The 15,080-nt window shown below is 51.8% G+C and carries 13 protein-coding genes; 5 read left to right on the top strand and 8 right to left on the bottom strand.

Annotated elements, in window-relative coordinates; all coding sequences use genetic code 11:
• Window positions 1–38: 38 nt before the first annotated feature.
• Window positions 39–941, bottom strand: coding sequence for a M48 family metalloprotease (locus AC286M_RS12530; protein WP_488204719.1), 903 nt, complete (start codon window positions 939–941; stop codon window positions 39–41).
• A gap of 335 nt (window positions 942–1,276) precedes the next feature.
• On the opposite strand from AC286M_RS12530, the gene rsmD reads away from it, so the two are divergent.
• A complete protein-coding gene (gene rsmD / locus AC286M_RS12535) occupies window positions 1,277–1,828 on the top strand; it encodes a 16S rRNA (guanine(966)-N(2))-methyltransferase RsmD (protein ID WP_488204720.1) in 552 nt (183 codons plus the stop codon).
• Between the two features lie 62 nt (window positions 1,829–1,890).
• Here rsmD and petG read toward each other — a convergent pair whose 3' ends face one another.
• On the bottom strand, window positions 1,891–2,007 hold the full coding sequence (gene petG / locus AC286M_RS12540; protein ID WP_488204721.1) for a cytochrome b6-f complex subunit V: 117 nt from the start codon (window positions 2,005–2,007) through the stop codon (window positions 1,891–1,893).
• A gap of 264 nt (window positions 2,008–2,271) precedes the next feature.
• Between petG and AC286M_RS12545 the strand changes: the two genes are divergently transcribed.
• Window positions 2,272–2,661, top strand: a complete 390-nt coding sequence (locus tag AC286M_RS12545; protein WP_488204722.1) for a c-type cytochrome — start codon at window positions 2,272–2,274, stop codon at window positions 2,659–2,661.
• 213 nt (window positions 2,662–2,874) lie between these two features.
• Here AC286M_RS12545 and AC286M_RS12550 read toward each other — a convergent pair whose 3' ends face one another.
• Window positions 2,875–4,611 carry an ABC transporter ATP-binding protein gene (locus AC286M_RS12550; RefSeq protein ID WP_488204723.1) on the bottom strand — a complete coding sequence of 579 codons (1,737 nt, stop codon included), beginning with the start codon at window positions 4,609–4,611 and terminating at the stop codon, window positions 2,875–2,877.
• Between the two features lie 9 nt (window positions 4,612–4,620).
• The gene (locus tag AC286M_RS12555; protein ID WP_488204724.1) at window positions 4,621–6,039 is read right to left on the bottom strand and encodes an NB-ARC domain-containing protein; all 1,419 of its coding nucleotides are present in this window, start codon (window positions 6,037–6,039) and stop codon (window positions 4,621–4,623) included.
• A 443-nt stretch (window positions 6,040–6,482) separates the two neighbouring features.
• Between AC286M_RS12555 and AC286M_RS12560 the strand changes: the two genes are divergently transcribed.
• Window positions 6,483–9,401, top strand: a complete 2,919-nt coding sequence (locus tag AC286M_RS12560) for a hypothetical protein (protein WP_488204725.1) — start codon at window positions 6,483–6,485, stop codon at window positions 9,399–9,401.
• Window positions 9,402–9,688: 287 nt separating this feature from the next.
• Here the strand turns inward: AC286M_RS12560 and AC286M_RS12565 are convergent, their stop codons facing one another.
• Both AC286M_RS12565 and AC286M_RS12570 read right to left on the bottom strand, forming a co-directional pair.
• On the bottom strand, window positions 9,689–9,940 hold the full coding sequence (locus tag AC286M_RS12565) for a hypothetical protein (RefSeq protein ID WP_488204726.1): 252 nt from the start codon (window positions 9,938–9,940) through the stop codon (window positions 9,689–9,691).
• Window positions 9,937–11,157: a PepSY-associated TM helix domain-containing protein gene (locus AC286M_RS12570; RefSeq protein WP_488204727.1), complete on the bottom strand. Its 1,221-nt coding sequence runs from the start codon at window positions 11,155–11,157 to the stop codon at window positions 9,937–9,939. Before AC286M_RS12570 ends, AC286M_RS12565 begins: the two co-directional genes overlap by 4 nt.
• Before the next feature lie 379 nt (window positions 11,158–11,536).
• On the opposite strand from AC286M_RS12570, the gene AC286M_RS12575 reads away from it, so the two are divergent.
• Together AC286M_RS12575 and AC286M_RS12580 are read left to right on the top strand one after the other, a co-directional pair.
• Complete coding sequence (locus AC286M_RS12575) at window positions 11,537–13,357, top strand: polysaccharide deacetylase family protein (RefSeq protein WP_488204728.1); 1,821 nt, start codon at window positions 11,537–11,539, stop codon at window positions 13,355–13,357.
• A 324-nt stretch (window positions 13,358–13,681) separates the two neighbouring features.
• Window positions 13,682–14,170 carry an Hsp20/alpha crystallin family protein gene (locus AC286M_RS12580; protein WP_488204729.1) on the top strand — a complete coding sequence of 163 codons (489 nt, stop codon included), beginning with the start codon at window positions 13,682–13,684 and terminating at the stop codon, window positions 14,168–14,170.
• A gap of 335 nt (window positions 14,171–14,505) precedes the next feature.
• On the opposite strand, the gene AC286M_RS12585 is transcribed toward AC286M_RS12580, so the two are convergent.
• Both AC286M_RS12585 and AC286M_RS12590 read right to left on the bottom strand, forming a co-directional pair.
• Complete coding sequence (locus AC286M_RS12585; RefSeq protein ID WP_488204730.1) at window positions 14,506–14,775, bottom strand: ParE family toxin-like protein; 270 nt, start codon at window positions 14,773–14,775, stop codon at window positions 14,506–14,508.
• Window positions 14,772–14,990: a hypothetical protein gene (locus AC286M_RS12590; RefSeq protein ID WP_488204731.1), complete on the bottom strand. Its 219-nt coding sequence runs from the start codon at window positions 14,988–14,990 to the stop codon at window positions 14,772–14,774. Before AC286M_RS12590 ends, AC286M_RS12585 begins: the two co-directional genes overlap by 4 nt.
• Window positions 14,991–15,080 lie beyond the last annotated feature (90 nt).

Here is a 15,080-nt window from a genome sequence, read left to right on the forward strand (position 1 = left end):
AAGCCGCGCTACAAAACAATTTCCGATAAAGTCTATTATTAAGTGCTAGGACTCAGGACTTGCGACTGATTGGTGTTGGTCTCGCTCTTTTCAGCCATCTGCTTCAGTCGCTGAATCCGATCGGCTGTTGCGGGATGGGTCATGAATAGTGTCATCAGTCCTTCTTTGGAAAGGGGATTGACGATAAACAGGGGGGCAAAGGCGGGATTGCCGTGGATGGGATTTTTCTGTCCCATAGCTTCTAGCTTTTCTAGCGCCCGCACCAGCGCGAGGGGATTGCCCGTAATTTCAGCCGAGCCTGCATCAGCGGCATATTCTCGCGTTCTCGAAATGGCCATGCGGATCAGACCCGCTGTCAGTGGTGCGACGACCAGCAGAAACAAAAGGGCAATAGGGTTATTGCCGCGCCGTCCTCCGCGCGTAACGGGAAAATACAGCGCTCCCAATGTGAGAATGCGGCCCAGATAAGTCAGCGATCCGGCTAAAGTACCCGCTACGGCCTGGGTGAGGGTGTCACGATTGCGCACATGGGTTAGCTCGTGGGCAATTACGCTATCCAATTCATCAGCAGGCAGTAGATCAATAATTCCTTTGGTCAGTGCGATCGCAGCATGGTTTGGATCACGCCCAGTCGCAAAGGCATTCGGGGTGTCCGACGGTACGACGTAGAGAGCCGGTGTGGGAATATCAGCGCGATCGCACAATTTTTCTAGCCGATCATACAGCTCAGGAGCCTCTTCACGAGGAGTAGGCTTAGCCTGAAATGCTGCCAGTGCTGCCCGATCAGAGTAGTACCACGATCCAAAGCTGCTCAATGCCGCAAAACCCAGTCCGTAATACAGCCCTTGCTCATTACCCACTAATAAATAGCCTGCCAGCACAATTAACCCACTGAGAAATGCCAGCAGCGCAAACGTCTTGAACAGATTCATCCCAGCCATAAAAGATCCCGAAAATTGTAATATCACTGCTATTTTTTATTTCACCAGCTTCGCAGAGGCAGCCCCGGCGGAGATCTATCTGGGGAAAGAAAAGTCGGATGCACGGCGGCTGCCGCTTGGTAGAAATGAGATATTAGGTGCTGAGTTATTGGGTATTAGGTGCTCTGTAGGGTGGCACTGCCCACCATTAGCTTACTGTCCTGGATTTAAGGTTCTGGTGGGGCACTGCCCATCCTGCGCTGTGAATAATTCAGGCTAAGTTTTTGTAGGATGGGTGAGCGACGTGCAACTCATGGGGATGTGGGTTGCTTTTATCAACCTAACCGATAAACTTCATGTCTCTGCGAATTTATGGCAACCGTACGTTGAAAACCCTGCCGGGACAGGTCACTCGTCCGACTCCGGCACGGGTACGTGAGGCGCTGTTTAATATTTGGCAGGGGCAGATTAGCGGCTGTCGCTGGCTGGATCTCTGTGCGGGCAGTGGAGCGATGGGAGCCGAAGCCCTGTGTCGTGGAGCAACTGAGGTGATTGGCATTGAGCAGTCTAGTAAAGCCTGTGGTGTGATTCGGCAGAACTGGCAGCAGGTGGCAAAGCCAGAACAATCGGTTCAGATCCTGCGGGGCAATGTGGTGGCGAAGCTCAAGGATCTGGCAAGCCAATCGTTTGACCGCATTTATTTTGATCCGCCCTATGCTGGGGGACTGTATGAACCCGTTTTGACTGCGATCGCACAACTGCAACTTTTGGCACCGGATGGCGAACTGGCGGTTGAACATCAGCCCGATCTGTGGCAACCCCAAAGCTTTTCAGGGTTAGAGTGCTATCGACAAAAAGTCTACGGCAATACTGCGATCGCATTCTATCAGCGCAGTGCGCAGGACTGAACCTTAACCAGAAAGGGGGCCGCTCAGCGGCCCCCTTCTGATTGTTAGAGATATAGAAATGCCTATTCGATGTCGAGCTGATTGCCCCGACGGTACTGCAAGTAAGCAGCGACGAACAATCCAGCCAGCGTAACCGGAATCAAACCTAAGACAATGCCAGATAGTAAAGGCTCAACCACGTCGTTTCTCCTAAATCGTGAACACAGCGGCGGCAAAATGTAAAAAGAGTTTAAGAATTTTGCCCAATATCTAATATTACTAGGTATCTTAGCCCACACAAGGCTCTAAATGTTGAGCAATTTTACAAACAGAACACCAGCTTTTTGCTGAAAAATAGGGGGTTCTCCCCTGTTTTGGGGATTCGCTGCCCTAAGCTCTAAACTTTAAGCTATGTTGTTGTTGTGTGAATAAATATTGTTTACCGCATTAATTTGGTTACAAACTTGATTGAGAAACCCTTGGATAATCAGTCGCTCACCATAGAAAATATCATCCAGCGGGTTGCGATCGCATTTGTGGTTATTTCGATGGCAATTTTGGCGGTGATGTGGGGAATTGGGCAGGCGCAGACTGCCGATCCCTATATCAAAGCTGTGATGAACCAACCTGGCGACGCTGATCGCGGTTATGCAATTTTTCAGATGAACTGCGCGAGCTGTCACGGTGTCACCGCCGATGGTCGTGTTGGCCCCAGTTTGCACCACATTTCTGAGCGCAAATCAAACGTCGGTCTAATTCATCAGGTTACCAGCGGCGAAACGCCACCTATGCCGCAGTTTCAGCCCAGTCCTGAAGATATGGCAGATTTGCTGCGCTACCTTGAGACGCTCTAGCTTCGGCAAATTAGTGCTGCGTGAGGGGGTAGATGGGTGATCGCGTAACTGCTTGGCAAAGCTAATCTAATCCATTACTTTGTCCCCCTTATTACCTATCCACTTCATCAAGTTCTTCAATTCCCCTTACAGCCCTTTACAGCCTCTACAGCCCTAGAAACGGTGCGTTTCGCTTCACTCAACATATCCTACTGACTCCTCACTCTTCTCGCCTTACTCCTCACCTCTGCCAAACTGCTGAGCATAGAACTGGGCATAGCGATCGCCCTTGGCCAAAAGTTCGGTATGGGTGCCTGACTCCACAATGCGGCCCTGCTCTAGTACCAGAATGCGATCGGCGCGGCGCACGGTGGCTAGACGATGGGCAATGATGAACACGGTTTTGCCGACCATGAGTCGCTCTAGGGCTTCCTGCACTAAGGTTTCAGACTCCGAATCAAGTGCTGAAGTCGCCTCATCCAGGATCAAAATGCGGGGATTGAGCAGGACGGCACGTGCGATCGCAATTCGCTGTTTTTGACCACCGGATAGGTTGACGCCGCGCTCGCCCACCCAGGTTTGATAGCCGTCAGCAAATTCGCTGATGAACTGATGCGCGTTGGCGATTCTCGCTGCTTCTTTGACCGCTTCTAAATCAAATTGCGCCTGTCCAAAGGCGATGTTTTGGGCAATCGTACCGGAGAACAGCACCGTTTCCTGGGGCACAATGCCGATTTGGCGACGCAAGCTTTGAATGGTGACCGTGCTGATATCCTGACCGTCGATCAGAATTTGGCCGCCTTGGGGGTCATAAAACCGGGGCAGCAGATTGACCAGCGTGGTTTTTCCGGCACCGGATGGGCCAACCAGCGCAATCGCCTCTCCGGGAAAGGCCAGCAGATTTAGCTCTTGTAGCACGGGTTGATCAGCCTGATAGCTAAAGGTGACGTTGCAGTATTCAACTTTGCCCGTCACGGGTGGAAGTGCGATCGCATCGGGCGCTTCCACAACAGCAGGCCGAATCGCCGTTAGCTCAAACACGCGATCAACTGAGGCTTCTCCCTGCTTGAATTCGTTGTAGTTTTCGGTCAGGTGGGCAATCGGGTCAATCAGCAGTCCCACGGCAGCGACGAAGCTGCCGAACTCTGGCCCGGTCAGGTTGCCCTGGGAGATCTGCCAACTGCCGAGCAGGAGCAAGAGTAAAACGCTAATCGCCTGTAGAAAGCCGACAACCGGAAACTGCACGGCTCGTAGCCATGCGGCTGAATATTTGGCCTGTCGATTGCGCTCAGCTTCGTAACTAAAGCGCTCAATCTCATAATCTTCAGCAGCAAAAGCCCGAACCAGCCGAATACCGCTAAACACCTCTGTCAGCAGCGATGATAAATCAGAAATGCGGCTTTGACTGCGGCGAGAAAACTCCAGCAGCTTTTGACCGAACCAGCCAATCAGCACCCCCATCAGTGGCGCAACAATGAACGTCGCTAGCGTCAGTTGCCAGTTGAGATAAATCATGTAGCCCAGCACGACGATGAGCTGCAACACGCAGGGCGTAAAGTCGTGAAAAACTTTGTTGATCACTTCGCCAATCCGGTCAATATCCTCGGTCATCCGATAGGACAGGTCGCCTGTCTTGGCGGTTTCGAAGTAGCTGAGGCTGAGCCGCTGGAGATGGGTATACACTTTTTTCCGCAGGTCAAGCGCGATCGCAAGTGCCGCTTTCGCCATCAGTGCATCTTGACCGTACTGAGCAATTTTTTGAATCAAAAAGCCTGCTGCGGTGATTGCCGCTAGCCGAGCTAGCGCAGCCACTTGCCCCTGCACCAATACACCCAGCATTTCGCCTGCTAGCCAAGCCAGAATTGGCCAAAATGCGGTGAAGAAGACCGTGCAAACAAGAGCCTGGGCAATGGTGGGCCACTGCGGATGCAGATACGGTATGAGCTGCCAGTAGCTAGAGCGGTTTTTCAAGCGAGAATCCTATGCCATCTTGTCATTACATTGACTTAGGCTATCAGCTTTCCGTTCCGAGGCTAAGTGCGATCGCATATCCATGAGATCTCTACAACAGGAGTTCTCGTCATTAAGTGAATATGCATATCGCGCCGCGATCGCTTCCATCACAATTGGGGGCAGTGTGAACTGGTCGCCTTGCTTTTGGATGTGCGATCGCACTTGTAGTGAAGCAATTGCTTGCAACAAATCCCGCATCAGGGGTGGCTCAATAAATTCCTGTTGTAAATCCGTCAGGGAAACCGGGACGCGGTTAATGGCTAACCAGGTCAGGATCGACTGTTCCAGTTTCGGCAGTCGCTGCACCTGATCGTCGATCAACTGGCGAATATCGTCCAGGATAAACGGTTCTTGCTGTACGCACTGGAGGAATTTAGCCAGATTGCTGTCGAAGCAATCACGAATCATCGAGGCAACCATAGTCAGCATCAACGGATTACCTGCGTAGCGCTCAGTCAGTGCCTGCCAGTCTGAAGTTGATCCGACAAAATCACCTTTGGCCTGTAGAAGGAGCTGAATATCTGTTGCTGGCAGTCCCGCCAGATTCAAGCTTCGTACAGATGACTCCCGTCCAATGCGAAACCCAATTCCCTTGGGTAACTCCCGCGATGTCACCAGAATCTGGCTTTGATGCGGTGCGTCACTTAGCGATCGCAACAGTTGACCGTAGCCTTCAAAGCCTGGACGATAGGCTCCTGTGCGGCTACCAGGCTGGAGTACAGATTCCAGATTGTCAAGAATCCACAGGCAGCGGTGCTGCCGCAGCGTTTTGAGCAGCCAGTTTATCAAGCTGTCTAAATGCGGCGGCAGTTGGGATACCGACTGAGGCGCAAGCGTGGCAATGCAGGTGTGAATCACGGATTCAACCGTTGGCGCATTGCGGAGCGACTGCCAGATAATCCCACCAAATGCGGGTTGGGACAGGCGCGCATTGTGAACGGCCAGAGCCGTTTTGCCCACGCCGCCCGTACCCAACAGCAAAATTAGACAACAGGTCTCATCCTCTAGCCACTGACTCAGCGTTTGCAGTTCCTCCGCGCGACCAACAAAGTTGAGAATTTCGGGGGCATCGGCCCAGTCGGTCTGGAAGCCAGTAGTCCCAATTGGAACGGGGGCAACCGATACGGTGTTCAGTGGGATTGGACTGACGGGATCAGAGGTGACGTTTAGTTCGGCAACTGTCTGCCAGTCCACAGATACAGCTTTGCAGATGGAGATAAAGGTTTCGCTGCGAATCGGCTGCTGCCGCCAAAAGCGGTTCAGCGTGGCGCGAGAGGTAAAGGCCGCCATGCACCAGGCTTCTGAGGTTTTGTGCCAGTGCTTGAGGCGGCGGGCTCGCTCCATAATCTGTAGTCCGCTATCAGACATCCTGAGTGAGTCTGCCATGATCCACTCCGTGCGCTCACTTTGCCTGTTATAGGGCCTGAAGCTGAGAACTAACTGAGAATCGCAAAATAACTGAAACAACTGAAACGCAAAAGTGCGATCGCAGTTTTTCAGAAGTATGCTAATTGTTCCCAAATCACGCCTTACACGATTGGACAAAATCTGTATCTGAATGGTGAATAAATGCAGTCTGAGAATTTGCTGAAGCAGTCTTGAAATTGTCTTCAGATAAGGTTTTCGAGAGGTTGATTGATATCACAACTCGCTGGAAATCGGCTCAAAACTGAGTAATTCATAGGGGCAATATCCGGCATGCTAAACACAAGCGCACAGAGAACAAGTTGAACTGAATCAGCTCAATTCACTGCTCTCAAGATCTTCAAAATCCGGATTTTGGCATCTTCGCGTTTTCGACACCCCCATCGATAACGAGGCGATTTCCAATGGCAAACCAAACTATTCCCAACGGCCAAACTCAGCAAACTGGCGTTGTCCTCTCAGAATTTGAGGAGCGTCTGCGAGTCAATGGCACCTTACAAACTATTGGCGACGAAATTGGCGTTCTCACCCAAGGGTTTAACAATGACGTTCGCGTGAATCAGTCAGGCGAAATCTTATCCGAAAGTACGGCAATTCGAGTTGAGGGCTTGAATACTGAAATTGATAATCGTGGCCTAATTAGCGGTGACTTCAACGGCATTGATGTCGCCAATGGGGACGCCGCATTTGCCCAAATTTTTAATCGGCCCCAAGGCATCATCACCAGTGAAAGCCGAGCAGTCAATATTGGCGGCATTGGTGCGCTGTTGGACAATCGCGGTTTGATTACCACCTCAGCCGATCCGCGCAACGGTACGGTATACGGCGATGTTACGGCGCAGAACATCTTTATCGTGAATCGCAATAGCGGCGTAATCGACGTTGGCCACGGCAACAACGGCGACGCTATTTCGCTGGAGCTAGGCTCAACGGTCAACGGTCTGATCCGCAACTCTGGTGTCCTTCAGGGTCGGGGCGTCGCGCTCGGTAACAACCAAGCGGCAGCGGTGCGCCTCTACTGGGTGCCTGACGCTGGCCCCACCTCAACCTTCAACGGCGATATTGAAAATCTCCGGCGTGGTTTACTCGCCGCCGAAACTGGCCCAGCAGTTGTCGTCGAAGAATATGTGATTCTAAATGGCGATATTCGCAATGATGGACGGATTGAAAGCCTCGATCCCGATAACGGTGTTGGCATTCGGATTGAAGATGGCGCAACGATAAACGGCACCATTTTTAACGGTCGGCGGGGCGAGATTAGCGGCGGACGCACGGGCATCGATGTTGGCAACGGTGGAACTGCGATCGCAACTATCGTCAATGAAGGACTGATCGAAAGCACCAGTCGAGCAGTGAATTTGGGCGGCAATTTCAATACTCTGATCAACTCCGGCACAATTCTCACCACTGATGATCCGCGCAATGGCACCGTCTACGGCGACGTTACAGCGCTCAATATTGAGATTGAAAACAGCGGCCTGATCGATGTTGGCCACGGCAATAACGGTGATGCCATTGCTCTAGAATTGGGCGCAGTCGTCAACGGCAGCATTCTCAATACGGGTTTAGTGCAGGGGCGCGGCACGCCCGTTCCCGACACCAACACGGCATCGTCAGCAATTCGGCTCTACTGGGTGGAAAGCGCAGGCGCACCCGTCTCCCAGTTCAACGGTGACATCATCAACCACGGTGAACTCGCAGCGGAGCAAGGCGCAACGCTACTGATTGACGACCGGGTGGCGCTGAATGGCGTGATCACCAATAGCGGCTTAATCACGGGCGGACTCTCTGATTCCTTCAGTGGACAGTTGGCAGTGGATACCAGCGGTGCCGTTAGCCCAATTACGCTAATCAACACGGGCGAGATCGTTGGCGATGTGCGGCTAAGCCAGAACAATGATGTATATGTCGGGACTGATGGCACAGCTAATGGTTCTGTTGACGGCGTCGTGTTTGGCAACGGCGGCAACGATCAGCTAATTGGCAGCGACGCTGATGATATCTTCGCAGGCGGCACAGGCGATGATTTTATCCTCAGTAACGACGGTGATGACTTAATTTCCGGTGGCTCTGGCAATGATTTCATTGATGCGGGCGCGGGTAATGACACCATCAATGCTGGATCAGGCGTGAATTTTGTCCTCACAGGCGCGGGACATGACACCGTCGTTCTTTCCGACCAGGGCTTTACGGTTGTGGCGGATTTCACCGTTGGCCAAGATTCCCTTTCCCTCAGTGGCCTAGATGTTGATGACCTGGAAATCAACAGCCTGTTTAACAGCACGGTGATTATCTCGAAGACGACGGGAGATGCGATCGCATTTCTTCCCTTCGTCGATGCCGCTTCTCTGGACACAAGCAGCTTTACCCATCTGCCGGACAATCCCCTGTTAGGCGGTACGGTTAATGGTCTGCCGACGGTGAGTGTCTACCCAGATACCGATGCGTTCCTTTCTGAAGCGGATCAAAACAGCGGCAGTTTCGTTTTCCAGTTGTCGGAACCCGCACCTGCTGGGGGATTAACCATTAATTTCCAAGCAGGCGACACTGATCCTGTGGCAGGAGATGTGGATGTGGAGATCAGCGGCGAAAATATTAGCGATTTCACCGTGCGTCCCATTCCCGGCTTCGTCTCATCAGTCACGATTGAAGAAGGCGCAACCGAGGCCCGGCTAACGGTCACGCCCTTCCCTGGCGATACCGAGCTGGAAGCCGATGAGGTGATTTCCTTGGATCTGCTGCCGGGTGATGGCTATACGGTTGATCCGGGGAATATCCAAGCTGGTTTTACGCTGCTCGACGAATTGACCGCTGCCAATCCTCCCTCTTTTGGCCCCGTCATTTCTGGAACACCTGACAATGACGTTCTCAATGGTACCGATGGACGCGATCAGATTTTGGGTGGCGATGGCAATGATGTCATCAGTGGCCTGGGCCGTCGGGATCTACTCAACGGTGAAGATGGCGACGATATTTTGCACGGTGGCGCTGGTGCTGACGAGCTGAGCGGCGGGAACGGCACGGATTTACTCAACGGTGGCGCTGGTGACGACTTGATCGACGGTGGTTCCGACAGCGATGCGCTGTTTGGTGGCGCTGGTGCTGACCAATTCGTAATCAGCCCCACCTCCGGTGTCGATATTGTCTTCGACTACGAGGCTGGCATCGATCAGGTGGTCTTAACCGATGGCCTAACGCTGGGACAGGTTAGCGTCGTGCAGTCGGGCAGCGATGCGCTGCTGCTAACCACTACAGGAGCGCCATTAGCTGGCTTTGTCAATGTGCAGGCGAGCGATTTGTTCGCAGATTTGACCGTGAGCTAGAAGTTAGCTTGACGGTTCTGGCTTAAAGGTCTTCTTGACCACAACTAATCACAATTCATGATGTGTAGAGTGCATGATCCAGGGGCAGTGATGATGCACTCTTTTTCTTCTATAAAACTTACCAATCTTCTTCTTCTACGCCTTCAAAAGACAGCATTCCTATAGTGATTCCAATTAAGGGTGAGAAAGCGAGAGAGGAGAGTGCCTCATCCTGAGGCACTCTCCTCTCTCGCTTTTATCTAGAACCGCTATATATGTGGATGGCTCAGAGTAAGCAAACCATCTCTCTAGTTGAAGATATGTCTGAGCGCCGGGATACGGCGCAACAAGAAGTAGTCCAGCAGCAGCACGATCACGAGCGACAGGCCGACTAAGGGAAACGCTAATCCTAAAACCGCAACAATTGCTAAGGGAACCCGCCAACTTTGCACATGAGCAGGCATCGCTGGCGCACCGATGAGGCCGCTTTCGCGGGGACGGTGCTGCCACCACATAATGGCTCCGGTAATCGACAGCAGCACAACAATCAATGCTGTCACCGCATCAGCAGTTGGTTAGCTAGGCCAAAGTATTTGCCCATGTGAATCGCAGTCCCCATTTCGACCGCTTTAGGAACCAGGCCATAATCCTGCCAGCGCACATCTGCCAGCACTGCACCGCTGTACTGATCAATGTGCATCGTTACTTCCTGAGTCGGATCAGCCGGAAAGGCGGAAACAGTATAGACGCCTGTTTCATCCTGGGGCAGAGAAACGCTATAACCCGGAGGCGCACCGTTAGCCTGAGCCAGTTGAACTACAGAGTCGAGGCTAATGCGATCGCGATCGCTAGTTGTCAAGCCTGCATCGCCATGACCAGAGTGATTGCTGCTGACCAATACAGCCGATTGGGGTATAGACTGGGGCATGGGTAGCTGCTCAACCGCCCAAGGTACAACCTGTCCACGCTGATTGGGGGAACCCGTCAGCACAGTTGATTGAGGCACGTTGTCCCACATCTGGTCAGGAAATCTGCCCCAGACTTGGGCGAAGGTGTCTCCCCAGAAGCCTGTCCAGGGTAGACCTGTGAGAATCAGAAAACCAATCAGCAGAATGCCATAGAAGCCGGGAACGGCGTGCAAGTCGCGCCAGAATATGCGTTTGTTTTGACTCCATAGACGAGGAACCAGAGTGCCCAAGACCGCAAACCGACGGCGCGGCCACCACAAGTACAGCCCTGAAATCAGCAAAACCAGTCCCCAGCAGGCCGCTAGTTCAACTAAATAGTCGCCCAGCTTGCCAATCAGCAACTCGCCGTGAATCTGGCGCGCCATCGCCTGTAGGTTGTTATCTTCATTGCGATCGCCCAGCACTTGAGCTGTGTGCGGATCAACAAACACCATCAGGTTTCGTTGATCCGCCGTTGTAATCAGCACTTCCGTACTGCGGTTGTTGGCAATGCTCGGCGTGATTTGAGTCACCGCTGCGTCAGGATAGGCGCTTTCAACGGCCTGCACCTGCTCGGTATAGGGCAGGGTGGACGCTGTCGGAGTCACAAACATCAGATTGGGATACATGGCCGCATCCAACTGCGGTTTAAACAGATAGATGATGCCTGTGATCGCCAAGATCAGCATGAAGGGAATGACAAACAAGCCAGCATAGAAATGCCAGCGCCAGACAGTGCGGTAGAACCGATTGCCTGGAGGCTCTGTGGTGGGTGTCGGGTTAGATGCGATCGCAGCGTTTTTCATATCAGCGCCTTTTGCTAAAAACAAAGAGCCTGATTAATATGTCGCACCAGACAAAATCTCGTCAAAAGACAGGCTGTCAAACTTTGAGAAATGAAACACTGGCGTAGGGGCATACCCTTACGTCGGGTGACACATGCCGTGCCCCTACAGGTATGACACTACAAAGGTTATTTAAGCTCCGCTCCTAAGCCTTCAACTGTGAGCCTCCTAGCCCGATTTAATCCAGGCATAACAGACTCTTTAAAGTCTCCCTGTTGCATTTCGCAAAATATAAGATATCTTCAGATTGGCCTCTAACCAAGAGCCAATCAGGGTTCAGTACAGTTAAGTTATCGATTTAACTCTTGCGTTTACGCATATTTCCCCACCCAGTAGAACCGTTCGCTCCGCGAGCGGTTCTGATGTGATTAGCCTCTTACTCAGTACGGTATTCAACGGTTTTGACGCGGATATGTCAGATTTACGCAGAATGTTCCAGCCAGCTCGTCGCGGTTTTGTCATGCTCATGGGCATTGGGCTACTCAGCACCAGCCTCACGAGCAGTACTGAGTCCCTAGCACAGACACAAGAGACTGAACAACAGCCTTCCATTTTGGAGTGTTCAGCCACTCGCCAACCTTCAGTTGCCGCCTCTGCGCCTTTGCAACTGGTGAGCCAGCTCGTTACCCCGCAAACCCAGATTGAGCGGGTTTTGAATCAGATTGGGCCAGTGGTGATGGCCTATGCCAAGCCGCAGCCGTGGCCGCAACTGCATCCTCGCTCGGAAATGGCGCGAGTACCCGTGATTATGTATCACGATATTCTGCCAGAAAAGGAAGTCTTCTTTGACGTTACTCCCGAAGAACTGCGGGAAGACTTTGAGCTAATTCGCGATCGCGGTTTGACTCCGATTAGTCTCGACCAGTTGGTGGCACATCTGCGGACTGGAATGCCGCTGCCCGAAAGGCCCGTTCTGCTGACGTTTGATGATGGTTACGTGGGCCACTATGAGCACGTCTTGCCGATGATGGAAGAATTTGGCTATCCTGCCGTCTTTTCTATTTTTCCGGCCAAGCCCAATGGCGATATCGCGGGACGCTCCACGCTCACCTGGGAGCAACTGCAAGAAATGGCTCAGAACCCGCTGGTGACGATTGCTTCCCACAGCGTCACTCATCCCCGTGACCTACGAGAGGTTGAGGGAGATGATTTGGTGCAAGAAGTGGTGGACTCCAAGCAAGAGCTAGAGACTAAGCTGGGCATTCCGATTCGCTACTTTACCTATCCAGAAGGCAAGTACGACAAGCGAGTGCTCAAGGTCGTGAAAGAGGCAGGCTATACCGCTGCACTGACGATGGATGACATCGACGAGCGGTTTGCCGGAGAATCAGAAAACCTGCTAGCGATCTCACGCTTTGGTCAGTCTCAGCTTGAAGAGGTCGTCGAAGAAGCCTGGGGTGGGCCACCCGCTCCCACCTGGGGCCAGAACTTTGACTTTGATGCAGATGTGCAGATGGAGCAGACGGAAATCGAAGAGATTCCGCTGGTTCTTGTCTCTGGCGGCAAACCCGTCACCATTCATGCCGATAGTCGCTATCAGGTGCCGGAAATCATTGCCGGAACCGATGCGATCGCAGCCGTTGATGGTGGCTTCTTCTCGCTCAAGTACCTCGATTCCAACGTGATGATTGGCCCCGTGCTCAGTCAGTACACGGGCGAGTTTGTACCGGGCTATGAGGGCGAAATTGGTAAGTTAACGGGTCGGCCCCTGGTGATGATTAGTGACAACACCGTCAAGTTCATTGAGTTTGATCCGCAAAAGCACAATACCCTCGATGGTGTCCAGGCAGAACTACCGGATGTGACCGATACCTTTGTGGCGGCGGCCTGGCTGGTTAAAGATGGTCAACCGCGATCGCCGGAAACCTTCAATGGTCTGTTTGATTTCGATGCCTATCGCCACCGGGCATTCTGGGGCATCAATCAGGCCGGACAGCCCGTCATTGGTGTGACCGCTGATCGAGCCGATTCCGTTTCGCTGGGTCAAGCTCTCGTGAAAGCCGGACTGCGCGATGCCGTCATGCTGGATTCGGGAGCCAGTACGTCGCTGGCCTATGCCGGACAATCAATGGTGGCCTACGAGCCGCGCCCTGTGCCCCATGTAGTTGCACTAATTCCGCCAGCGTCCAGCCGCAATTGCCCCCAAATTACTGCTCAACAACCCTCTATCTATTCCCAAAATTGACATATAGCTGTAGTCAGCTCTGTTGGGACACAGACAATTTTATGACTATGGCTATAAACAACTATTGAAAACCCAAAGAGGCGATTTTGCCGCCGCATCGCGGCGGCAAAATCGCCTCTTTGGGTTTTCAGTGTGGAAAAGTACGGCGAACTGGGTTCGGTTAGTTCGGTGTAAAACTACTCCATTCTTATCGGTTCCCTCCACTAGGAGCAGGCTGAAAATTGGCGCATTATAGGAAATGTAAAGAGATTGCACTGACAAAACACATCGCACTTCTCCTTTTCAGAACGAGAGAAACAGCGATTTTCTAGGAGGTTTAAGAGCATGATTGTTCGCCGTCGTTACTTAGATCCATTCACTGAATTCAACGCACTTCGTAGTCAGATTAATGAAGTATTTGGTGAGCTAACCGAGAACGCCACCAAAGCAACTTGGACACCTGCCATTCGCTTAGTTGATCAGGGAAATGAGTTCGTTCTCACAGCGCAACTAGCTGGCGTCAAAGCGGAAAATTTAGATATTCAAGTCAGCAAAGACGCCATCTCTCTCTCCGGTGAGCGTCGCGCTGCTGAAGCTGGCGAGGGAGTTGAATTGCTCTATGACGATACTCGCTACGGCAGCTTCTACCGCGTGATCAATCTGCCCGAAATGGTTCAGAACAACAGCGTTCAGGCTGACTTTAACCACGGCGTGCTGACACTAACGCTGCCCAAAGTGATTGAGGCCCGCAACAAAGTTGTGAAAATCAATCTTGGTCAAATGAATGGAGCAGAAACGCCTCAAATTGATACAGCAACTGATGCAAATGCATAAGCGTTCTGTGAATTTCTGGGAGAGCTAACGTTAGCTGATTTTGATTCATTAGCTCATTGCTAGAGACGGCTTAGTTGCCATTGGTTAATCAAATCCTACGTTTCAAAGAGCCGCGTATGCGGCTCTTTTTATTGCAACATTAAGGCTTGTTGGAAATGCGATCGCACCTCAAATTACCACTTTCTATTCTTAATTTGAAGATTGTGATCAATCAATCGCATTGGCAAAGATAAAAAGCCGAATTGGAAGTTTAACACTGCCCATTTCCCGTCCCTCTCAGATTCGACCAATAACCTATAAACAGTTGGGTTCATGGATAGCGTTAGCTGATGTTTCTACAGTTGGTCAAGCAGCAGATCGTATTCTGCATGGGAACCAACCCAGAACCAAATGACGGTATCACCCTCTAATTGACCGACAGCACGATAATCTTTGTTGATGCGTGCAGAATAGATTGGCAATTTTGGATGAACCTTCTTAAATCGCAGGCTTGGATAGTTTGGATCTTCTTTGAATTGTCGATAGGCTTTGCGAGTCTGCTCTTGAATAGGCTCTGGGAGGTTAGCAAACATCTCCCGGAAACGAACAGTGGTACGAGACTTCACAACGTTTCCGGATCTAATTCTTGAGTTTTATCGGCTCGATGTTCTGCCATTGCTTCAGTTGCCAGTTTAGCCAACAAGTCCGGTGAGCGGGCAAAGGAGTTATCCCATCGCTGTTCTTCTTCGAGTTCTTCCAGAATTAAGGTTGCGATCGCATCTTGCTTGTCGGTCGGCAAAGTTTTTAGCCGGGCAATCACTGATTCGAGTAATTCAGTCACAGCTTATGAACTCCCAAGAGCGCAGCATTACTCCATTATTACTTAGCGTAGCAAGAGGCCGTTAAAGTTGTAGAACCCATTACTTAACAA

The organism is Thainema salinarum CENA647 (genome assembly GCF_057732415.1).